This is a genomic window from Paenibacillus sp. D2_2 (assembly GCF_031199965.1).
GTDB lineage: Bacteria > Bacillota > Bacilli > Paenibacillales > Paenibacillaceae > Fontibacillus.
Genome location: NZ_CP133605.1, coordinates 907,751 through 931,623, shown reverse-complemented (window position 1 = coordinate 931,623; position 23,873 = coordinate 907,751). Strand labels below are relative to the sequence as shown.

Annotated in this window: 16 protein-coding genes and 1 pseudogene; 1 reads left to right on the top strand and 16 read right to left on the bottom strand. The window is 38.0% G+C overall.

Going from position 1 to position 23,873, the window contains the following annotated elements; genetic code table 11:
* Nucleotides 1–4 precede the first annotated feature (4 nt).
* The 12 genes from RE628_RS04480 to RE628_RS04425 form a co-directional block, all read right to left on the bottom strand.
* Nucleotides 5–1,423, bottom strand: a complete 1,419-nt coding sequence (locus RE628_RS04480; protein WP_309157607.1) for an InlB B-repeat-containing protein — start codon at nucleotides 1,421–1,423, stop codon at nucleotides 5–7.
* Between the two features lie 1,006 nt (nucleotides 1,424–2,429).
* Nucleotides 2,430–5,150: a GmrSD restriction endonuclease domain-containing protein gene (locus RE628_RS04475; protein WP_309157605.1), complete on the bottom strand. Its 2,721-nt coding sequence runs from the start codon at nucleotides 5,148–5,150 to the stop codon at nucleotides 2,430–2,432.
* A gap of 7 nt (nucleotides 5,151–5,157) precedes the next feature.
* Nucleotides 5,158–7,653 carry a DUF262 domain-containing protein gene (locus tag RE628_RS04470; protein WP_309159365.1) on the bottom strand — a complete coding sequence of 832 codons (2,496 nt, stop codon included), beginning with the start codon at nucleotides 7,651–7,653 and terminating at the stop codon, nucleotides 5,158–5,160.
* Between the two features lie 263 nt (nucleotides 7,654–7,916).
* Nucleotides 7,917–8,111 (bottom strand): hypothetical protein, encoded by a 195-nt coding sequence (locus tag RE628_RS04465; protein WP_309157603.1) that lies wholly within the window; start codon nucleotides 8,109–8,111, stop codon nucleotides 7,917–7,919.
* Between the two features lie 37 nt (nucleotides 8,112–8,148).
* The gene (locus tag RE628_RS04460; RefSeq protein WP_309157602.1) at nucleotides 8,149–9,177 is read right to left on the bottom strand and encodes a DUF6236 family protein; all 1,029 of its coding nucleotides are present in this window, start codon (nucleotides 9,175–9,177) and stop codon (nucleotides 8,149–8,151) included.
* A 22-nt stretch (nucleotides 9,178–9,199) separates the two neighbouring features.
* On the bottom strand, nucleotides 9,200–11,929 hold the full coding sequence (locus RE628_RS04455; RefSeq protein WP_309157601.1) for an AAA domain-containing protein: 2,730 nt from the start codon (nucleotides 11,927–11,929) through the stop codon (nucleotides 9,200–9,202).
* A 5-nt stretch (nucleotides 11,930–11,934) separates the two neighbouring features.
* The gene (locus tag RE628_RS04450; protein WP_309157600.1) at nucleotides 11,935–12,369 is read right to left on the bottom strand and encodes a hypothetical protein; all 435 of its coding nucleotides are present in this window, start codon (nucleotides 12,367–12,369) and stop codon (nucleotides 11,935–11,937) included.
* 697 nt (nucleotides 12,370–13,066) lie between these two features.
* Nucleotides 13,067–13,342, bottom strand: a complete 276-nt coding sequence (locus RE628_RS04445; RefSeq protein ID WP_309157599.1) for a hypothetical protein — start codon at nucleotides 13,340–13,342, stop codon at nucleotides 13,067–13,069.
* 105 nt (nucleotides 13,343–13,447) lie between these two features.
* A complete protein-coding gene (locus tag RE628_RS04440; protein ID WP_309157598.1) occupies nucleotides 13,448–15,811 on the bottom strand; it encodes an AAA family ATPase in 2,364 nt (787 codons plus the stop codon).
* Nucleotides 15,804–16,514 (bottom strand): ABC-three component system middle component 1, encoded by a 711-nt coding sequence (locus tag RE628_RS04435; RefSeq protein WP_309157597.1) that lies wholly within the window; start codon nucleotides 16,512–16,514, stop codon nucleotides 15,804–15,806. Before RE628_RS04435 ends, RE628_RS04440 begins: the two co-directional genes overlap by 8 nt.
* Nucleotides 16,515–16,536: 22 nt before the next feature.
* Entirely contained in the window at nucleotides 16,537–17,925 is a 1,389-nt protein-coding gene (locus RE628_RS04430) for an ABC-three component system protein (protein WP_309157596.1), read from the bottom strand.
* Nucleotides 17,926–17,999: 74 nt separating this feature from the next.
* Nucleotides 18,000–18,392, bottom strand: a complete 393-nt coding sequence (locus RE628_RS04425) for a DDE-type integrase/transposase/recombinase (RefSeq protein ID WP_309157594.1) — start codon at nucleotides 18,390–18,392, stop codon at nucleotides 18,000–18,002.
* Nucleotides 18,393–18,448: 56 nt separating this feature from the next.
* Between RE628_RS04425 and xerC the strand changes: the two genes are divergently transcribed.
* A complete protein-coding gene (xerC, locus tag RE628_RS04420; RefSeq protein WP_309157593.1) occupies nucleotides 18,449–19,387 on the top strand; it encodes a site-specific integrase in 939 nt (312 codons plus the stop codon).
* Between the two features lie 157 nt (nucleotides 19,388–19,544).
* On the opposite strand, the gene rlmD is transcribed toward xerC, so the two are convergent.
* The 4 genes and pseudogenes from rlmD to RE628_RS04400 all read right to left on the bottom strand — a co-directional run bounded on the left by rlmD (nucleotide 19,545) and on the right by RE628_RS04400 (nucleotide 23,405).
* On the bottom strand, nucleotides 19,545–21,020 hold the full coding sequence (gene rlmD, locus RE628_RS04415) for a 23S rRNA (uracil(1939)-C(5))-methyltransferase RlmD (RefSeq protein WP_375143095.1): 1,476 nt from the start codon (nucleotides 21,018–21,020) through the stop codon (nucleotides 19,545–19,547).
* A 332-nt stretch (nucleotides 21,021–21,352) separates the two neighbouring features.
* Nucleotides 21,353–22,240: a diacylglycerol kinase gene (locus RE628_RS04410; protein WP_309157592.1), complete on the bottom strand. Its 888-nt coding sequence runs from the start codon at nucleotides 22,238–22,240 to the stop codon at nucleotides 21,353–21,355.
* Nucleotides 22,241–22,261: 21 nt separating this feature from the next.
* Nucleotides 22,262–23,037, bottom strand: a pseudogene (locus RE628_RS04405) (sirohydrochlorin chelatase).
* A 77-nt stretch (nucleotides 23,038–23,114) separates the two neighbouring features.
* On the bottom strand, nucleotides 23,115–23,405 hold the full coding sequence (locus tag RE628_RS04400) for a YerC/YecD family TrpR-related protein (RefSeq protein WP_068778211.1): 291 nt from the start codon (nucleotides 23,403–23,405) through the stop codon (nucleotides 23,115–23,117).
* Nucleotides 23,406–23,873 lie beyond the last annotated feature (468 nt).

The window sequence follows — 23,873 nt, the reverse complement described above, 5'->3', positions numbered from 1 at the left end:
CGGTTTACTTTTCGCCGGTACCGTCGTTGGTAAAGCGCATCCAATCGAGGACGTTAGGGGCGCTCAGATTGTCATCAATCTGCGGTACGCCCGGAACGGCGGTGTTATTAGAAACGTCGGAGAACGAGGTTATCCCGGCCACGGGGTTCCTTGGTTCGCCCGCGGAATGCTTTGAGAACAGGTAATCATTGTACTTCTTTGTACCCGTTAGGGTATCCTCATTGTCCTTGATCCCTGGCTCAGTTGTACCCTTTACACGGTAATCGACACCAATTCCCACATCCGCATCAGGCATCACGAAGGTCGTCGTGCTAGCATAAGGATCGGCAAACAAGACGGCTGAGGTGCCGTTAATCACTTTCCAGTTTTTAAAGCCTTGACCTTCAGGCGGCGTACCGGCCTTAAGCGTAATCGTGCTGCCCACATATGCACTGATGCTCTCGCCTGGGTTGGACCCACCTACCTCCTCTGCCGTGCCGCCGGTCACCGTTACGGTTCTCGTCGTCGCGTCCTTATATGTAGCGGTAAGGCTCACAGGATGTTTGGGCATGGTGAACGTGGTCATGGCGCTGTTTGGGTTGTCAAACAGCGATGCATCCTCACCTGTCCACGTGTCAAACACCTTGCCGAACGGCGCGTCGCCAGCGGTTAGCTTGATGGTTTGGCCCGACAGGAACTCGCTGGTGTCACCCGGCATACTGAACGGTTTTTCGTATTCCGCCGTACCACCGGACACGTCTATGGTGTTTGTAGTCTCGTCAAGGATGCACGCGGCCACGGGACGCAGGCTGCTCCAGTTCGTGTTGTCGCTAGAAGCCAAAGTAAAGGTTACCACCAGCGGATACTCATTTTCGTCACCCGTGTAGGTGAACACATATTTTAGCCCAGTAAGGCCATTTGAACTGGCGGTGATATCTTCTACTCTTCTATCAAAAGCAGGGACTTCCGCCACGGAAGCTCCGTTCAAGGTAGCTGTAGCGGTCACATTTTGTCCGCCGTTCACGGCTAGATAAATCTCCAGTGTACGGGGCTCGCCGTTCGCGGATGGCGCAGTGAATGTGGCGGTGGCGTTGGTCCCAGTAAAGCTAGGATGCGCCCTGCGCATATTCACGTTCTCAGTTGAGTTTACCTCTGTGCCTTCGGACAGTATGACCCCATCCGAGTATTTGGGTCCGAATAGCCCTAAATCGGCATAGTTACCGCCGTTTTTCGCCGAACCGTCGGCTCCTATGATGTCCAAACGGTCTCCTTCCACTTCGCTCTTGACATGCTTTACTTGGCTAACGGCGCCAGTCAAGTTTTCTCCTGAATTGGCATCGCCCCTACTGACATAGTGAATCCAGTCAAGGATGTTTGGCCTTGTAAAGTCCGCCAAGCCAGGCGACTCGTCCAAAAGCGCATGGAACTCCGGTTTATTGTCCACGCTATGTCCGGATCCTATCGCCTTTTTTAGTTCCTCTGCCGTCGCATTGGTGTAAATATCCCTACCGACAAACTGAGCCCTGCCGGAATCGGGCGACGCCTGCGCGAGAGGTGGGCCGAAGAAAAACTGCTGACCGCCATCAGCGTGGCGAGAGTAAGGGACAGTCCTTTACGTGTGAGTTTCTGTTTCAAATCTACTCCTCCTTAATAACTTCATGTAGTTCGATTTGTAACGCTACGCTCGGAGGGACAGCAGATGCCACGGTTTAACTCTATTCATCTGAACGCTTCCCCCTTTGTACCCTGCAATACATGTCATTAGCTGTGTTACTAGCTATTATTCTAGAGTCGCCTGAATGCGCTTACAATTTTGTTTTGTTTACATCTCTTACACTTTCTTTACTCATTTTGATTTTCGATTTTCTTATGGAGAAAGCCATATAAGAGAAAGAATAGGTGTAGTAGACTCTCCAAAAATTAAAAGAGACTCCCAAAAATGAGAGTCTCGTTGAAGAGAGGGCAATCCCCTGTTAACATTCGTTATTTCCGTTCCAAACTAACAGTGAACAGCACTCCACATGCACCGTATGCGGGAACATACTGCCATAGGATTTGATCTGTTGCAGTGCGCAGAAACCTTGATTTGACGGGATTTTTTTCATTTTTTTCCGCTCTGGGAGGTTTCATTCCGATCGTTTTTGTTGATGTTTTACATCAGTTTTACATCAATATGCTTTTTCAAGATTTGCCGTGACATTAGACCATATTTCAAATTATTTCTGTTATGGACTCAAACTACGGAGTATATGACCACTGTCTCAAATTCTTACTCAAAGATTATTAATAAATCTATCCTCGGTTGCTTTATCTAAAAACAGTAAAAATGGATGATGCCTTTTAGAGTCTGTCAAAATGAGTTGTCTATTTATTAATTTGCACAAAAAAGACATCAATGCGGGTATCCGAGCATATACGCTAATGATGCCTCATACTGGATATATTTCGATTTATTTAAGAAGATGGGTGCATTTAATAAATTGGATAGTTTCTAAATCAACAAAGCTTTCTTTCTTAATTTGGGTTATACTACTACCTTTATATTTATGTCTAAACACTTCCTCATAATTGTATGTGTAGCTACGTCTATCCCAGATAGCTAGATCGGCATCCTCTATATTTTTATATCCGTCAACTTTCACATCGAAATCCTGTATTTTGTTTTTAATATCGGACATTTCCCTAGAATTATCAAGATTATATAAGTGTTGCTTATACTGATTCTCATGTATAAACTCTGTAATTACCACTTCTTTATGAGTAACCGTGATACTAGAATTGGGTTCATATGGGAAATCAATGGAGTGCATACAACCAAAAACACCTCTTACTATTCCCGTTTGTTCACCAAATTGATAAGATAAATCTTTCTGTTTATCTTCACCCCATAACAACCGCAAACCAAACTGATTGATAATTTTTAAGTTTGAATAAAATTGAACACCGTTCTCAATGGATGTTGCAGAAAAGGGTCTCCCGTAATAGTCCCAAACGCTGGAATCATACATATTATGCTTGTATTCTGGTTGATTCTCCAAAAAATCAAACATATAAACTGTGGAAAAAAAATTATATCTCCATTTGTCCTTTTCATCCCATTTATGATATCTATAGTTATGCTTAATATCAATATAAACTTTTCCCTGAACCTCGTCATACGAAACAGTGTTATCCAATAGTTCTGGACGATTTCTATCAACTGCATACTTTAACCAACATGCTTCATATGCTGAATCAGCAAATTGATTCTTTAACCAAACTTTTCTCTGTTGTTCATCTGATAATCCATAGGCTATCCAAATATCATATACACTTTTTATAAGTGTATGTTTTTCCTCTCTTAGCTTATGATCTTCCTTATTTTTACGTTCTATATCATCATTTATGAAATAATGTTCATCGTTCCAATAATGAATATTTCGTTTTCCTGACGCATTCTTAGCACTTATTTGTTGATTTATCATATCTTTAGTCAATAAACAATTATTGTTAACATCCCAGTAACTCGCTACAGCAAAGAGCTTTTTCCAAAGTAATTGTTCTGTCTTATTGTAAAGAAACCATTCCGCCACCTCCATATATCTCAATAAAACATCTATTTTCGTTTGTGTAATTTCATTTACCCACATATCAGATATACTTAATAAATATTGAATTTTTCGTATACCCGATTTTTTTTCTAATGATTCAAACAACGTATAATCTTCTTTTAACCTGCATATAATGTTTGCTTTTATACACTGCTCTTTAAATCTGACTTTTATATCATATAGTTCATTAATTTCACCATTATCCTTATGCACTTTCAACTTTGCAATCACTCTATCCGGTTTTTCTTGAGCGAAGAATTCGAATACATCTAGATATTCTGCACTATACTGAGCTAGTAATTCAATTGTTCGAAACCCGACCTGTTTCCACTCCTTATACTTCAGATTAAGAAGTACATAATCTAATTGTTCAATATTATTAATGTTGGCATACTGCTGTTGTGATTTGTAATAATAGTAAACATACAGCAAACTAGATACCAGGTTATCAGAGTCTTTTGTTTTAGGCTCATATATCTGTTCCCAAAATAAAGTGATGCGTTTTTTAATTCCATCATCACCAGCTATAGTTGTTAGCAAAATATTTAAAAACTCAAAGTATTCTATCCAAAATTTTGAGATTTCATCTTTTTGGGATTTGGTATATATGGTGGAATAATAATCATGAAATGTTGCATTCTCATATTTTGTTTCTCCTCTAATAGACCATAGGAGAGTATATGTATTCATCAAAAGTCTGAGGGTCTTACCATTGATTTTTTTTGTTTTTTCCTCTAAACTTTTCTCTTCTGAGCATTCCTTATAGAAGATATCAATATACTTCTGATCATACTGGCTTACAAAATCTTGACTGTCTATATCTTCTTTTCCTATTTTGTTCTCTAACATAGATAAAATTGCTTTTACATTTTCAAAATCATCTAACTGCTTTCCCCTGGCGTTTAATCGAATATAGTTGGTAGAAGCAGTATTTTCTGCATCTCTAACAGATTCAGAGAGAAAATCAAAACAAATTACAGTACTAGTTTTTAATTGTTCATAATATTCCTCTACCTTAGAAACATCAATTTTTGTTCTAGGATTGTCTACAAAATCGCCAAATACATTGATGATAGAAATAACCGTAGTATCTGTAAGCCACTGCGACTTAAACCACGATTTCATTTTAACTCGCTCTAACAGTGTAAGTTTATGACGATCACTGCTTTTAAAAATATTAAGCCATTTTTCTTTATTCTCCTTATCTCTCAAAAAGCTAAAAAATTCATTAGCATAATTTCTTGTCTCATAGAAAAAGGGCTTTAGTTCGCAAAAACGCTCAAATTCTCCCTCTGTTGATCTTAGTGCCAAATACCAATGCAGTAAATATAAGAACGTAAGCCTCTGTTGACCATCAACAGGATAAAATGTGGTACTTTCATCTTCATGCAGACCATACACAATATTCAGACTCAGTCTTTTTCTCGACTGCAAGCTAACTTTGATATCTTCAATCATTCTTTGTCTTGTGCTCATTATGTTTTCCTCTTCCAGTCCCTGAATATAATCACGCTGAATGACAGGAATACAAACTCTATATTCTTCCAATAACTTGTATAAGGAATAATCTTTCTTGTCCATGACACCTTTATCCTCCACTGACATTTCTTTTACCTTTCCCATCCATTTTAAAGTCTAGAAAATCTTTAATTGTCGCAATAATATCACGTACATATTCATATCTGCTCTCATACATCCAGTATTCATCTGTAATTCGTTTTTTAGCATATACATCTGTAAAGGCTAAAATAGTCGCCAAAGGGATAAATTCTCCCGACTTCATTTTAGTAAAGATTGCTGCTTTTTTTTCGTTATATGGTTTATTTCCGACACTTTCACTTCCATTTACTATATTATCCAACAAAGCCATATTTCCTATTGAATTATCTAACATCAAATTATTAAACTCATCTTTAAAAAAGCGACTAACCTCGGCTTCAATTGACTGGTTTACCCGTTTGCATATTTCCTTCAGCAAAGAAAGATAGCGCGCAAACGCTTCTATATTATTTATGTATTCTATATTATTTATGATATCTTTATATATGTTTGTAAATATTCCATTTAAATCAGGCTGAATTCCTTCTTGACCATACTCATAAAAGTTAGAATTCATTATGAATAAAGATCCATCCATATATTTGTCTATGTACCCTGTAATAAAATCAGGAAATTGTATATTCGGTAGTATTTCCTTTAACACTGTAATACAATTTTCACTATCTGTTTCAAATATTGAGATAATCTTCTCCTCATCAATGTTTTTAAATATATCATTATTGGCTGTTATATGTTCAATTATGGCTTCCTGATTTTGTTGGTATATTAATTCTTTGTTTTTTTCCAGAACACTGATTTTCGATAATAAAACTTTCGATTGTTGAATCAACATTAATTTTTTAGCATATTCTTTCTCGTATCCATCCTCATCGTGTTTTTTTTGTAAAAATAATTCAATTGCTTCCTCGTCATGAGTCCAATTAATTATTCCAGGATTTTTAAGTTTAAAAGGAGGATCTCCCCCATATAAATAATTTATATACCTAAGAATTATTTCGTTCTTTAATATAATATTATCATTCTTATCTAAGTTTTTGGTGAGCAGACTTAAAAAATCCTTTTGTACCTTTAGTGTGTCTTTTGCAAAAAATTTAGCGTTTTGAGGGAATATATGCTCTCTAGTCCACTCGCGTTTGCTATTATTATGCTCAAGAAAATTATAGCGATTACCAATTCCCGCTGATTTAGATAAAATTATCAAATTATATAGTAGCAATATTTCACGTAGTTCGTCTCCTCTGCTATATCTGATCAATTTTATCTTATCTTCAATATTTTCTTCTCCGAACACCATTTCTCTTATTTGTTTTTTAATATAAGGAATACGTTCATTCCTGTCTTTTTTTAATAATTCGCAAAATATTTCATAGCTTTTCAGATATACAAAACTGTTGTTCTTCTCTTTTTGTTGTCGATAAAGGGTAATAAAACTAAGTAAATTGTATATACTTGCACCCTTTCCGCCTTTACTTTCACTTTTATCATCTTCTATTTGGGTTCTTCCGTCACTCTCATACAACTCTTTCAATTTTTCGAAAATATCTCTGATTTTACCCCAAGTTTTATCTACTGTTTTGTCAGTTCTATCACTATTTAAAAGCTTCTGCACTCTTAGAAATAAGGAATATTTATATGGTGGATTTAAATCTTCTATATAACTATCTACTTCTACCCTAAGATCTAGTTCATTTTCCAATAATAAATACTCAAATAAAACATCGATTCTAGTTCTACTATGGTTTTTAAAACTATACTGATCTTCATGAGGGACAAAAGCCCAAAAGTCCGGTTTACGCAATTCGTTTTCTATAAAATACCATGTTTCCGAAGTGGCAAACTGCTTTTCTCTGACCTTGTTTCTTTCAAGTTGATTGTTCAATCTAGTAGGATTCATTATTTCTGCTTTTATAAGTTCGGCATCTGTCAGTTCAATTTTTCCCATGTTAATCTTTGAAAATTGTTTAATTTCTAATTTTCTCGTATCATTTTTATTTACACTGATTGGGTACCAAATAAATTTACACTCATTCAACAGTCGCCGCTTTAAATCATTCAGATTGTTAGAATCATTTTTTTTCAATAATTCTTTTACTTTATCGATAGATGTGCAAAATGCATCGAGCATGTATTCAAAATCTAAATTCTTTTCTACCTTTTCTTCTATTTTATACTTTATAAATGCTTCCCATATACGCTCTTGATTCAAGCCCTCCATTGGAAAATCAGCTAAATTTTTACAATCAGTTAAAAAGCTCAGAAATATTGCACTACTTTTACGACTCTCATATTCTAAAGTCATGGTTCTGCTTGAATCATGAATGGTGTTATCCGGATCTTTTGAGATTAAATAATTTAAAGTCCCTATTATAATAAAAATTGTTGTTAGTCGCTGTTGGCCATCTATAACATTCCATGTTCGCTCAGAGCTAGTAACATTACTTATAACAAGAGGTTGAAGATAATACTTCTTATCTTGCTCCTCATAAATATCATCAATAAGTTGTGCGACTTGTTTACTCCCCAGCGGTAGCCTCTTTGATAGGATGGAACTGTAAAATGATAATTCAATAAATCTTTTACCGATTTATAAGTAAGTTCATTGCTCATGTATGCTTAATCATTCCTTATTAGTATTAGGAGAAATTTTTTTCACATATAACCAAATCGGATACTTGCAGGTTAGCATGACTAATAACCATTAATCATTGTTATAGATAGATCCCCAAAGAGAAGATCAAGGATACGGAAAACGAGATATTCAATAGGGGACCTTAAACTATTCCTTATTCACTTTTCATTAAAATCCGAAATATGTATTACGTATGAAGGTTTATTTGTATCCTGATCAAATATTTCAGATACCTCGCTTACTTCCTTTAAAAATCCACCACCATGTGGTCTCCCCTCTATAGGCACGACAACCCTTATGACTTGATCCTGATCAAGTTGTTCTAGTATCTGTACTAACTCTCTTACCTTCATATAGATAACCTCCAGTCGTTTTCATACAGAAATAAAATTACCTATTATAGATTGACCTAAAATCCTTCCTTTGGTATAGTGCAGCATACGCAAGAGGATGTGAAAGAAGTTCTGCTTTCCCTTTACTTTTCACAAAATCATGTACTCCAGTCAGGGCACTAGTCGTTGCATTGGTAAAGCTAAGTACTGATTTATCAGCGATAGTTTGGATGAATGAAGTAAGGATGCTCCCTACCCTAGCAATATCTAACAAGGTGATCCCCCACGACTCGTCCATTTTTCTCACTAATTCTTCTATCTCGAGGTTTTTATTAATTACGAAATGTTTAATTCTTTCATCTACTTGGTTGACTGGATGTATTTCCAAATCTAAAAGAAACACCTCAATATCACTTCGGAATTTCTTTAATTGCGTACCGTACTTTTCTTTAAATTTTATAATATCTTCCAATTGGACATTATCTCTCGGGACTGGGAGTAAGCCTTGAAGAACTAACGTTCGATTACGTCTTCTACTTTGTATTTGTTCTGGGTTTAGTATTTCTTTCCCTTTCGGCTTTGGCCCCGGATATAAATGAATCTGTGGGATCCGCTTATCTGTAATCGGAGTATAATTGTCTCTCTTTCCTATGTATGCAGCAAGATAAAGCATAAACCACATCGAAATTTGCTCCTCTACCTCATACCAAGGCCCATCACCTTCTCGTGCTATTCCTCTAACACGAAGCTCATGATAAATATTATAGAACATTTTCTCGGAATGAATTCTAGCAAAACGTTTCTCTACTTTGCGTTCCACTGCAGCGGCTGATTTTGGAAGAAGCCTTTCTAAAATTTCTATAAATCCATCCACAAATCCAGTTGGAGTCCCCATTTCGTCTAAAGGAGGCAACTGTCTTACTAAATTAGCTTTCACAAGTTCTAACATGTATGGATCATGGAGCTCTGGTTGATTAAAATAATCCGATGGTACTATAGATGCCACTTCGTCCCAATATAATAAAGCGTGAGTAAGCCACTTTGTGTTGGGTACAGCTATGTATGGATAATATAAAATTCTTTCCATTTGTCTTTCCCCTCCATAATTATTAGTGTCTTGGTTGTTCGTAAACTAGCTCTCGCTTAACAACATTCATATTTTGCAATGCTCCCCAGACATTTATATCTCCTACGACGTAAAATCGATATTTAGCTCTGGAAACAGCAACATTAATAAGATTAGGTTCGTTTGTAGCCCATGAAGCCGAGCCCAGATTCTTATAATCAACCCCTAAACAAAAAATTACAACGGATGCTTCTTTGCCTTGGAAAGTATGAACTGTTCCTACAGATTCATTAATCCATTTATGGAACTGCTTTTTATCAATCTTAAATGAAGTTAACTCTTTATACATATTTTTCAATAAAGACTTGAGTTCTTCTTTTACAGCCGTAAACGGTGTTATAATAAATAAGCTCGGAACTTGTCCATTAGAGTACAGAAATGCCTTCTTAACTAGCTCAACAACCAGTTTACCTTGGGCAGGGACGTATTGTCTGACTTCCGTCTCCCCCTCAACTTGATACCATGAACTTGGGCCCATATATTTTAACAACTTTACTAGATTCTCTTCCTCAGTCTTAAGGGGAGCTTGTTTATCCTCGGGATTCTCAGTTGCGAGTACCATGTTGCCATCATATGCAATTTCGTTACAGATCTTAAACATAGGATTGATACATCTTCGATGAACCCATAATGGTGACCCTATCCATCGACCTTGAAGAAATGTACCGTACTTATTTGCGAGATCCATAAGTGTCTGAACAGAGCTTTTCTCGGACAAATAGTGCGGACTTACTTCATAATATTTCCTTATGTCATTAAATGCGGATTTCGGTAATGTTACTACGGGCTCAATTTGTATTGGATCTCCAACAACCACTGTTCGTTGTGATCTCCATATGGCACCAACAGCAGCTTGGGGTACTGCTTGTCCTGCTTCATCGACTATAAGCCATCCTAAACTTTCACTTCCAACACCTCTTAACATGCTGGAAACAGAAGCAAATGAAGTTGAAATCACAGGAATGATCAAGCTGACAACATCCCATATAGGTTTGAAAACTTCTTTCTCCGCAAAAGTATCAAGTGAATTTAGTTTGCTAAACAGAATTACATTACCAATAATTTTTGAAACTGATGCACGAACAAAGCATTCATGAACATGCATAGCCGCCAAAAATAATTTACTCCTTGCTTCTGAAAACTCTTGTGTAATCCATGGAGAAGATCTTTGAATCTCATCATTCTCCCCATGAATTAAATCCATCAAGCTAAAAACATAACGTGGTTTTTCCTTCAAAGAGTTGTTGATTCTGGATTCAATGGACGCAAATTCTTCCTTTAGTTGAGTAAGCTCTTTATTAAATTTGATATATTTATCAGTTGCTAGCCTAAGGTTTTCATCTATGGTTTTCAGATCAGATTTCTTTTGACTAATCGAATGAAGTTGTTCAGATATATCTTTATTTAATAAATTTGCCCGTGACACATGATCTTTATAGGGTTTACATCTAAATAATCTGATAAAAAATCCGATTTTTTGTCTATTATGATAATCTAGTGCTTCCTTTAAATAATTAATTTTCTCGTCCAACTCACTACATTCTCCATTTATTTCTAGATGCTTTTCTTTTATTTCTTCTATTTTCAAACTAAAACTTTGTATTTTATCCTGCCCCTGCTTTATATCCGTTTCGACTTTATTTTTTCTATTACAAAGCTCATATAACTCTACCGCTTCTCTCTTTAAATCTTGAACATTTCTTATGGCTTGTTTAAATGATTCTCTAGCTTTGTTCCACTTCTCTAAATGTACATGGTCAGGAACGGACTTACATTCGTCATGGATTTGAAAGTAGGACTTCCCCAACTTATCCTTTCCTTCTTCTCTGTCAAGGAATTTAGTATTGAAAGTAAACCGATTACTACTATTGCCAAGAACCGCTGAGATGAGCCCCCATGAATTGGTCCCGTGCATTCTTTGTGCAATATCTCTAAAATAATCTGCCCCTTCCATATCTAAAAAAGATTCATGTAATGCTTTAATATCAGGCAGTTCTTTCGATATATTTTCCACAGCTCCATTATTCGAAGAAGCTACAACTATTCCAAATCCACATAATTCGGGAGAAAGTGTATTCACATAAGAGTTCTGCACCTTTTTTATAGATCCGTCCGCTTCTCTAATGAAGGAAAATGCCTTTTTAGGATCATCATATCCTACTAATCTCTCAGCTCGTTGAACCATAATTTCGGCGATGACATCCCTCAAAAGCGTTGTTTTTCCAGTCCCCGGCGGGCCATTGACAGAGAATATTCCAGTTGAATGTTTTAATTGTTTAAATATCCGGTTTACTGCTGCTTGTTGCATTAAATTAAGAGAATGTTTTGGATTACCTGGCCATTTCCCAAGAGGAATATTTTTGGGCGAAAGAATCTCAAATAGTTTTTCCTTATCTCGATGAATGTCTTGCCGATTTTCGAGAGGCATATCTTCACCGCTTAAAAACTGCATCAGCCCGTCACTTATTATTCCTTCCGATTTAAGACTATTTCGCACCAACTCGAGATCTTTAATATAGAAGCTATTTAGAATGCCCGGCTCTCTAATAAAAGAACTTTGCTCTTTATCTTCTTGCTTAGGTTTTGGAACTTTCCTACACTTTGCGATAAAATAAGAATAGTCTGATGACCATCCAACAAAATCACTAATTTCTTGCTGAATAAATTTCATTCTGTCTACAGTTACTTTACTTTCAAGTTCTCTTTCAATCATCTCATTTAACTGTACGTGAAGTTTATTAAACTCATGGTACCAATCCCTATAAAAACCCCCTTTTTCAACTTGCCAAGTGCAAAAGGTAACGTCGATAATTTAAAACTTCCAGCTATATAATTCCCGTTAAAATCTAATGAAATCTCTGCAATCGCTGTATTTGTCTTATAATTAATATCCTCCAGGATTTGTTCTTCATCATGTAAAAATTTACGCACTGATTGCATAACTACTTCGGTATCCATAACCCCTATATATAATGCAAAACGAAAAGTATCATCTTCCGTCTCTTTGAGACCATATTTTACATGTTCCATCCATGGAATTTGTCTTTCTTCGGTTATGAGATAATCTTCGTCCTTATCCCATTGGAATTGAAAAGGTGTTAGAAATTCAACCTTGTGCCATGCTTCGATTTTATTTGTTGCCTGCAAATTCAATGGTAGCATTCCCTTCGATATTTTCTTATGTAATATTATACCATTAGCTTATTGCTTTTTGTTAATTTGGGGCCTTTCATAGGGCAAAAGAAGCAGGCAAATAGAAGGGATATGCTGAAATTCGTAGAATAATGTTAATATAGGATATAGTCACGTAACTTATTCGGGTGAAGTCACAAAAAAGGAATGCGCCTAAAAAGGAATCAATGGACACTAATAGGTTATCTGTGTGTCAATCTTCGGACAGGCAATACCGTCAGCTCGGACAATTCAGTTCTGCGGAAACAGTATGATGGGCTATTACAAGCTTTAAGTACTAGCTATATCTAAACACGTGATTTTATTTTTTAACAAGTCTACCAGTTAGATACATAGAAGAAAGCACTTCGCATTTTACGAAGTGCTCAGAGTATCGAGAAACCAAGTCTTTTAATTTTTTTAAGAGGCCACGCTCTCTGGATTCCGACCAAGCAGCTGCAGATAAATTCGAATCATTTTTACATCTAATGTCGCACAAGGACACTAACGAAGACGCCTTTCCTGGCGTCTTCGGTTCATTTGGGTATGTGCAGGAACATATTGGCTTACGATTTGAACTAATACAATCCACAGAAACCTTGATTTTAGAATGGAGTTCTGTTTGAATACATTCCGAAGATTTCTATGAATATTTTACATCAATTTTACAGCGAATCTCTTACAAGAATCTTTTCATTAAATTTTTCAATTTATTATTCTTTAATACATCAACATCATATGTCTTCCATTCATCATATGAAAAGTATAGCAGTTCTTCCTTTCCGTTCACTTTCAAAGTAGCCACAAATGTATTCTTCTCATCTTCTAAATGAGATTTCCATTGACTAGATATAATCTCATCGTTAGAATCACTTTTTACTGAAGAGTTTATTAGGCGTATGTACGAATTAATTGCTCCAATAATTCTTTTTTTAAAATGTTCATCAGTGAGCAAAATATCCCTCTCCCTTCATATCAACTCCCTCTATAGATTATTAATCTGTGCAGAAATATAGCACTCCAAAAAAAACGCCAACCAAACTGGTCAGCGAAAATCAAACTATTTTGTGCTATAAAGCTCATCTTTCACATTTACATTCCCTACACTATAGCCATACTTAAAAAATTTATACCGCAAGTACAAGGATACCTTCTCTTCATGTGTAGAAAGAATGATTTGCCTGTCATGAAAGTCATTACGTAATAGCTCTACTAACGATACCATATTCATTTCATCCATCGTTTGAACAGGGTCATCAATAAGCAATGTTGAAATTCCTTTTTTGCTGTAAACCTTATGTAACGCCAATGTAAAAGCAATAACCGTAGAAGCCAGTTGCCCAGAGCTAAATGAATGTACAATATCATGATCCGTTTTTTCTGGTGGTACAAAGTTGATCGCCTTTAATTGATTTTCATCAGTAGATTGACCTTCTCTTTCTTCCTTAATAAATACACCTATTCCTCGTTGATGAGTTTGAATAATCTTTCCGCTATATATATAGAAAGGTATCTCTATGTCGCTAATCATCTTTCCACGATAAGTGTTGATCTTATTGTTGTATAGCACTAAGATTCTTGTAATAGACGAAATGATTATATCGAGTCTAGCAGACTCATTCTTTAACTTTATTATTTTCATATAAGCTTTATTCATTTGTAAATAGTATTGGTACTCTATGTATGACTTTTTATTATCAATATTCGTGAGCGATATCCCCTGTAAGACATGATCCTTTTTACTAAATCGATCAGTATATAATCTTAGAAGAATTTTCATATTATCTCTGCATTGGTCACTTACAGGTTGTTTTTTCTCAAGAATATCTCTTCTTAGATTGGAAACTCTTTCATCCAAATCATGAACAAACTTTTCTTCTTGGTTAATATACGGGTTTAAATCAATTTGATTTTGTGAAAACCACTCCACGGCCTTGTTGTAATCCGGAATAACATTAGACAAAGACCTTAGTTGCTCCAAAAATTCTTCTTTGATTACTGTTGAAGACTGGAGTTTAATTTCTACTTTTTGTACAGCATCATTTAAGTAATTAAGATAAATAGTATCTAATTCATTTGATACTTGCTTTGCTGCCCCATCTAATTCGGATTTAAGATCTGCTGTTTTTAGTTCGATATCAGAGATCAACTCTTCATAGGTCTCTTTCTTAGAACCACATAACGGACAATAATTATCCTTCGTCTCATTATTCTTTAGATAGTCTTTAAATAAGTTAGATAGTCGCTCTCTGGAGCTATTCATTTGATCAATGATCTTTGACATATTATTCGTACTGTTGTGAACCTTCTTTAAATGGGATAATTTTGTCGTTATCTCATTTGCTTGGAATCCTTCAACTGTATCGCTTACAATGTTCCAATTCACTTCTTTATCTATGATTTCCCTTCCCTTAATTATTTCCAAAATATTAATTAATTCTTTTTGCTCCTTATATCGATTTTCCAATTCATTCAGCTTATCTGAAAAGTGGCTGCATATTATCAAAGCCTTTAACCTTTCAGTACTGTTTGACACATTATCTAGTTCTTTATTTTTTTGCTCTATTTTAAAATCAGAATAGTTTTCAACAAGTAATTTCAAGTTATCCAATTCAGTAAGATATTCTTCTTTCATTTCTTTACTTAGATCAGGGAGATCATTTTGATCCCAGTTTATTCGAATACCTTCCTCAGCAATAAGCGGTAGATAAGGCACTTCTGGTTGCTGTTCCTTACCTTTCTCATTATCTTGAGCCTCTTCCTTTTTAACAGTCCTATCAATATCATTCTTACGTCTCACCAATTTATTTCTTGTTCTTTCCATAAAGTTCTTTTGAGATATCTCATTTTCTATATTAAAAAGCTTAGAGATAGCACTCATTCTATCCTTTTCGTTTTGCTTAAAAAAATGACCACTTTCTTCTTGCTCAACGTAGTGATACAACATAAAATTATCTTCTATTTTGTTTAGATTAAATAACTCATTCAATTTATTTGATTCAACTAACTTTTCTTCTGATATTTGTTCATCAATATCATCTAGTATATAAAGTTTATAGCTTCCGAAGTCTCCTGGTCGTTTCTGTAAACTTGATAAGTTGCTGGGATAAAGTGCTCTAGCAAGTATTATTCTACTTGATGGTTCAACTATTGAATTGAACTCTAATTTAATTACTGTAATTTTATTTTGGTTTTTGCTTAGAAGATGATCCGAATACCCTCTATTAGTTGAAGCAATCTTGTTAGAATTAATTCTTCGTATAGCACCAGTCAAAACTAGCTCAATTGCATCAAAAATAGTGGTCTTCCCAAACCCATTAGGGCCATCTAAAACGTTAAGATTTCTTCCTTCAAAATTAATCATTGCTTTATCAATAGCTTTAAAGTTCTCTAGATAAATCCTGCTTATATAGTAATTATTCAAGTTTGTCAGCCTCCATAAAATTCAAAATTTCTTCCGCCGACAAATCTGTGCTCTCGTCAGTTTGTTGGTACAGATTCAGTAGTTGATTCCATACATCTTTATCCTCAGCTTGTATTTCATCTTGTATAAGTTTAGACAAATCGAGAAAATCCTGAGTTCTTATATCCAAATTAAGAAAGGGTAACTTGATAAAGAATTTAGTGATTAATTCATATTCTTTTACTGATAACGAATTTACACGTCTTTTAAAGTCAGAAAATAATTGAACATCAAATACCTTCTGTTCAATATACCTAACAGTAGATAGCCCACTATTGATAACATTTTTTTTCAATTCACTTACTTCACCTGTAGTATATGGTAGTACATATTTTTTAAAATCATACGGATCTTCTTCAATATCAAATATCATTGAGTTAACATTTTCTTGCTGTTCTATCGAATCACATTCTAACAGCATTAATAATGTCAAATTTTTGTCAAGCCCCATGTAATTCTGTTTATTTTCGATTATTAAGTTTAGGAAGTAGGTGATATTATTTACTTCTACGTTAAGTTCCTCTGCTTTTTGAAATAACACAACAAAAAAGTCAAACTTATTGTCAGATGTTCGTTCTGTGTAAAAAGCATCATCAATATTTAATAACTCTTCATCAATTAGAAAACCCATTTCCTCAAATATATTCCTTATAACTTCTCTCATTGCAAATCCTCCTTAGCTTGCTTTACACTAATAAACTCCAATTTTTGGGTACTGTAACGGAGTTTTTAACTTCAATTGATTTTCCTTGTTCTTTTTGATAAGTAGCCTGTACGTCAAATATTTCACCTTCAAAAGTGCCTTCAAGATCTGTGGTGATTATTTTATGTATATCAAATAATAAATGAGAGAGCTGGTTATTATGCTTCAAATTTTTAATTATCCTCTTGCTAACATTGCCAACAGCTCTAGGGGCTTTGGAATCACTTATTGTGGAAATTAAATGATGACTTCCTAACTTGTTTAAAACAAATACATTCTTTACATCCGTAAGCTCTAATGATAGTTTTCCAATTTCCAAAGTAAGATGTATTAGCGCATCTTTAACACCGCGGCTATTTAATAATTCTCTGTATTCCAACAACGTTATAGTATCACTCTTAATAACAATATTAGGTGAGATTTTTTTACACAGTAGAATAAATTCATCATCATTTAACTGTCGAATATACTTCCAACTGTTCTCCCAATTTGCACATTCAGGATTAGTCTCTAGAGTGATATCGTGATCTTCGCAATACTCTGCAAAACATTTTTTAAGAGAATCTTTCAATAAACCTGCTGCAGTTTTATTTGAAAATTGAAAAATATTCTTTGTTATTAATATTTCAAAAAATACATTGAACGCAATCATAGGCTCCTCAAGAACTCCCTTATGGTTCCTGATAATCCAATCATCAAGTTCAGCCTGCAAATTATGGTATATATAGTTAATATTTTCCGACGAGCTAATTAACGTTAGACTCTCTTGATCAAACAAGTGAGAGTTACGTGAGTAGAAGATAGCTAACTGTTCTTTGATCTTATCTCCAATCTCATCAATATTAACAACGAGATCATAAGGTAGATCTATCCCTTTATTATAAGTAAGTTTGTCGAAAACCTCGTCAAACTTTTGATGTTCGAACAACAACTTTTTATAGCCGTTTAGTTTTTCGATTTTTGTAGTAGGATTATAGTCCTTTAAAAGATTGAACAACGCCTCTCTTGTTGGTTCTTCTATCAAACAAGTGGTGTGTAAATTGCCCCTGACTATGCCATCGTACTTTGCACATTTACCCATCAATTCTAAAACTGCTTCTTTGTATGAACTGAAATGATATGTTGTTTGATACGATTTAACTTGGTGAATAGACAAATAAGAAGCGTTTTGCTTTATTGAAAAATCTTCGAGATGCTCAATTTCCAGAAAATATTGGTATATGTCTGCTGTGGTTAGATCTAAACTATTTAGAAAGCATAACGAAGTATATATAGCCACTTGCCCTTGAAAATCGTACCCACTCCATGAAGGTACGGCACTATGAGTGTCTTGAGAATCAATTGTAACTATACAGTCAGCATCTTTTTTCAATTTTTAATACCTCCAGTACCAATGTCCTATACAAATTTCAACAATAAGTACCAGATTCCTTTTTCAGAAAAGCCTTAAATGCAGCTTTTCATAAACCCGTATTTTATATGGAGTCGATTATACTCATGAGATGTATACTGGAAGCCTCTGTCGCTTTGGAGAAGTGGGGTTACACCAGGGTTCTTCTCGTAAGCCTTCTTCAGCGTATCCATCACGAGTTTATTGTTGTTGGAATGGCTTAATACCCATGAAACAATAGAGTTATCGTATACATCAATAATGGCGCTTAAATAGGCTTTACGACCATTTCCATACTTCAATTCTGTCACATCTGTGCTCCACTTTGAATTAGGTGCATTGGCCTTAAAGTTACGGTTCATTACATTTTCAGCTACATGAATCTCAGAGGCCTTCACGTAGTGCGGTCGCTTCTTGCGAATAATGGCCTTAAGTCCAAGAGCACGCATAATTCGGTAATAACGCTTTTTATTGTACTTCTTTTTGAGCTTTCGGTTTAAAACATTTGGGATACAAGACACTGTATACTTACGACTCGAATCTAAAGACCCGAATTCTTCCGTACTTTCAACATCTAAGACTAGATGAAATCAAACCACTTCATATCGTTAATTTTCTTGATCAACTTGAAAAGGAAGGCAGCCGCGGAGATAAAAAAAGCGGAGGGTTAGCCTCTGGAACAATCGAAATTCAGCACCGCAGCTTAAAAAACATACTCAAACGTGCTGTTGAATGGAGAATAATTAAGCGAAATCCAGTTGATGACGTGCAAAAACCAAAAGTCCTTTCAAAGGAGCTCATCCCTTACGACGAAGCTGAAGTAGAACAGATGCTTCGAGCATTGCAATCTGAGCCTTATCACTGGAGAATCATGATTACATTGGCACTTACATCTGGTTTGCGACGGAGCGAGTTGCTCGGCCTTGAATGGAAACATCTTGATTTCAACACTGGGGTATTGGATGTTTCGCAAACCATGATTCATGCTTTTAAAGGTATAATCATTGTAAAACAGCCAAAAACAAAAAAATCCATTCGGAAAGTTGCTTTACCGAGTTCTATGCTTAAAGAGCTAAAAGAATATTACGAGTTTCGAATGCAAGAACGAAATGACATTGGGGATGATTTGCGCGGCGGCGATTGGTTCTTTATTTTTTCACATCCCGATGGACGATCTTTCCATCATGAACGGCCATATCTTTGGTTTCGACAGTTCGTTAAGAAAAATGGGTTCCGGTACATCCGATTCCATGATCTTCGGCATACTTCGGCTACAATTCTGACTAACCAAGGCGTTCATGCTAAAATCATTTCAGAGCGGCTTGGACACGGGAGCATAACCACAACAATGAACATTTACGGCCACGCTCTCCGGACTGCCGACCAAGCAGCAGCTGATAAATTCGAATCATTCTTTACATCTAAAGCCGCACAAGGACAATAACGAAGACGCTCAGGAGTTTCCTGGCGTCTTCGGTTCATTTGGGTTGATTTCTGATCGACTTTTACATCAATTTTACATAAAGCCTATATTCTGATCACTGTAATACTAATATTTTGAATCTGTACTACATCGAAAAAACCTGGCAAATATAAGGTTTTTAATATATTGTACCATTTCTCACCAACAAAGCGACCGATTCTACGTGAACCGTATGCGGGAACATATCCACAGGCTGCACCTCAACGGTGCGGTATCCGCCATCTTCCAACACCCTCAGGTCCCTCGCTAAGGTCGAAGGATTACACGATACATAAACCACCCGCTCCGGCTTCATTTCGAGAATCGTGTCTAACAGGCGAGGGTCACAGCCTTTACGCGGTGGGTCGACGACGATCACGTCGGCTTCGATGCCTTGCTCTTTCCAGGCAGGGATGACATCCTCCGAGGCACCGACCTCAAAGGTTACGTTCTCCATGCTGTTCAGCTCAGCGTTACGACGAGCATCTTCAATCGCTTCTGGTACAATTTCGACTCCATACACTTTAGCGGCATGCTGAGCCAGGAACAATGAAATGGTGCCGATTCCGCAATATGCGTCGATCACCGTCTCCTTGCCACTGAGTCCGGCATATTCCACGGTTTTTCCGTACAAAGCCTCCGTCTGTACAGGGTTAACTTGATAGAAAGAACGCGCCGAAATCGCAAACTTCACGTCTCCAATGTAATCATAAATCGTCTCACTACCCCACAGAACTCGGGTTACATCACCAAAAATGACGTTCGTCTGTCTCTTATTTACGTTCTGGCAGATACTTACGACTGCTGGAATCTCATTGCGGATGGCTTCGATCCACTCATTAACACGTGGTATCTTGTCCCCATTTGTTACGAGGACGAGCATCATTTCCCCCGTACGGAAGCCCACCTTCACGACAACATGACGAAGCAAGCCTTGCCCAGACTCTTCATCATAGGCGGAAATACCAAGACGACGGGCGATCTCCTTCACACGAGCCACTACATCGTCATTGCTCTCATGCTGAATGAGACAGGTCTCCATATCGATGATACGATGACTGCTGCGGGCATAAAATCCTCCGACTAACGCTCCATCTGTCACACCTACGGGTACCTGGGCTTTGTTGCGGTAGCGCCACGGTTCGGACATGCCAAGGGTCGGTAACACTTTAATAGGAGCTGAATCAGTTTGGTTCCCTTCCCCCTTCGCCACCGATAACTTCCCGATCCGCTCCAATGCATCCACGACATGCTGGCGTTTCCACTCCAATTGGCCGGTATAGCTCAAATGTTGAAGCTGGCAGCCACCGCATTGATGATAGATCGGGCAAGGTGCCGCTACACGCTGAGGGCTGGCCTGAAGTAGCTCGAGCAGCTTGGCATAGCCATACTGCTTCTTTGTCTTCAGTACCTTAACCCGTGCCTGCTCACCTGGGAGTGCCCCTGCAACGAACAACGTGTAGCCTTCAGCACGACCCACGCCTTCGCCGTCATGGTTCATCCCGATGATGTCGATAACTACCTCTTCGTTCTTGGCAACTGGCAATCCAGCTAGCTCTTCTTTCTTACCTGTATTCGCCTTCATACCTCTTGCCCGATCCCGCTGTTTCTTCATGGCTACCACTTCACTTCTTTCCAAGTTAAGTCTATTTCATGTACGATGTACATTCTCTCATTTCATGCAAAACCCCCGCCGACAAGGCAGGGGAACCTGACATTATAATCGATCTTTTTGAACAATTCAGAACACTGCTGTACACCTATCGATACAAAGTGTTCAAATCAAATGAATAATCTTTCTCATTTTGCGCGCTGCAAGACAATTTAGGCAACAATTCCTGTAAAAATACATCTTTTTACGGAGGAAGATAGGGTTTGACTAAGAATTACTGCAAAAGTGCAGTTTTACCGGTATTCTATTCGCAGTATTGCAGATATTCTAGTTCATTACTCATGCGCAAAAATATGCAAATGTCGCGGCAAAATCTCGAATACGCCTGGAAGCTCGCCGCCGAGTTCACCGTCCAGATTGAGCAGGACATGACCCGGTGAGGTGACCTCCATCCGTTCGGTCTTGAAGTACATGATCCGCGGATCATTGAAATGATCGCCGCGCAGAGCCATCGTGACCAGGCGAATGAATTCCGCCAGATTACATTTCTTCACGGCAATGACGTCAAGCAAGCCGTCATCGATTCTGGCGTCCGGCGCAAGCTTCTCGAAGCCGCCAACCGAGTTGCTGTTCGCAATCAGGAACATCATGAACTCACCCTCGACCTCGCCGATTCCTTCAGCACGGATAACCAGCTCCGTTGGCGAGAGGTTGATCATCTTCTCAATCCCCTTCATGTAGTACGCCAACTGGCCGATCATCGTCTTCAGACGGCTCGGAACTTCATATGTTAATTCTGTTAGAGAGCCGCCACCAGCGATATTAATGAAATGTCGTCCGTTCACCTTGCCAATGTCTATCGGTCTCGTCTTATTATCAATGACCAGATCACAGAAGTCTTCCCAGCGCTTCGGAATCTTCATCGCCCGCGCGAAGTCATTGGTCGTTCCAAGCGGAAAAATACCTAATGGCGGCAAATCCTCATACCCTGCCATACCGTTCACGACCTCGTTCAACGTCCCGTCTCCGCCGGCAGTGATGATGATGTCATAGCCACGCTGCACCGATTCAGCAGCCTCACGTGTAGCATCGCCATCTCCAGTCGTCGCATGACAAGACGTCTCTATACCGGCCTGGTCAAGCCGATCTAGAATATTCGGAAGCAATCTCCTCATTTCTTCCCTTCCGGAAGTGGGATTATAGATAAGCCTAGCTCTTTTCATTACTTGAACGCCACCTGTTTTTCATAATTTCAATGATCCCATTATATTCAATATCTGCTGATATATCCAGCGGGACAACTTGGAATGTGGCAACAATGCCTCTCCGGAGTAACGATACTCAAGCCCTTCTAACCGGGCTGGAATCACTGTACCGGTAAAATAGCCCTTACTTAAAAAGAGTGGAGCAACGATAACCTCATAGCCCCGATCCTCCTGCCAGTAGCTTACTTTGCTGCGCAAGCTATCAGGACTTAGCAGCGCATAATCGGCATTTGCCATCCGGCCAAGATTGCCAACGCGGGCGGATAACCCTGCGATTCCCCGTTCCCAACGCTGCCGGAAGCTCTCATGCCGGCTGCCATGCCCGACAAGAAGTAGAACCTCCCGATCGGGCTTTATCGATAGCTCCTTCACCTTGTCCCAGACTATCTCGGCCACAATGGGGTCGTCGTCGATCGGATCGCCAAAAAACACGCGGGCGGTTAAAGAAAAAGGCTCTAGATCCGTCTCTTTCTCCGGCGTGCTCTTAATACCAAGTGCATATGAAATCTCATCGATATGAGTGCTCCCCGATGAGACAAATAACGGAATGACGATCATATCCGTCACTCCCATATTTTCTAACTGATCAATTCCGTCCTGTATCAAACGCCCTTCCACGATCTCAAGAAGGAGGATACGATTGGGATATCTTCCTGCAGCTCATCTGCCGCACCCGCGACAGCTTCATCTACAAAGGCTACCCAGTCCGGATCGGGGGACCCGTGACTGATAACAAGTACTCCGGGCTTCCCCAGAGAACGAGAATTCCTCACGTCACATGCCCCCTGACCGACTATCCAATCCTGTGGTGCCAAAGGCCCTATCTTCACAGTTACAGGTTGATGCGCTCAAGCGCCATTTTATACCCGTCATTACCATAATTAAGACAGCGCTTAACACGCGAAATCGTTGCCGTACTGGCTCCAGTCTCAGCTTCGATCTGATTATATGTAGATCCCTTGCCAAGCATTCTCGCTACTTCCAGACGCTGGGAGAGCGATTGAATTTCGTTAACTGTACAAAGATCATCAAAGAAGACGTAGCATTCCTCAACATTCTTCAAAGAAAGTATCGCTTCAAACAATTGATCGATCGTCTTATCATTCAACTTCTTAAGTTGCACTGGATCATCATCCCTACCGTTACTGTACCACACCACCATTGTACCCGAGTAAGGTGATCTTTTTCAAGCATTAACGATTTCACGCATCACAGAAAGAACGCCCATTTTCCGCAAATGCCCACAAAACCGTGACATTCGTCCAGACGAAAATATGGGTAGATACATACATTGTATTATTGCAAATGCCTATTTACTAAACAACTATCTTAGTCACACTAACGGATTATATGCATAACCAGGAATGGAAGAAGCTGCAGGTGCTGCTTACCACTTCCTGACACAATACTTGAGAAGGAAAGTGATATGATGCCGCATTACACTCCTCCACGGCGAAGTGCGACGCCCCATTCGTATCCCTATTCGCACAATTATCCGGGGATTACGCCGTTTGATTCCGACCCAACCGAGATCGTCGAAGCTTCTGCGCTTGTTCCTTATTCACCGCCGGCCGATCCGCTACCCGCTGTT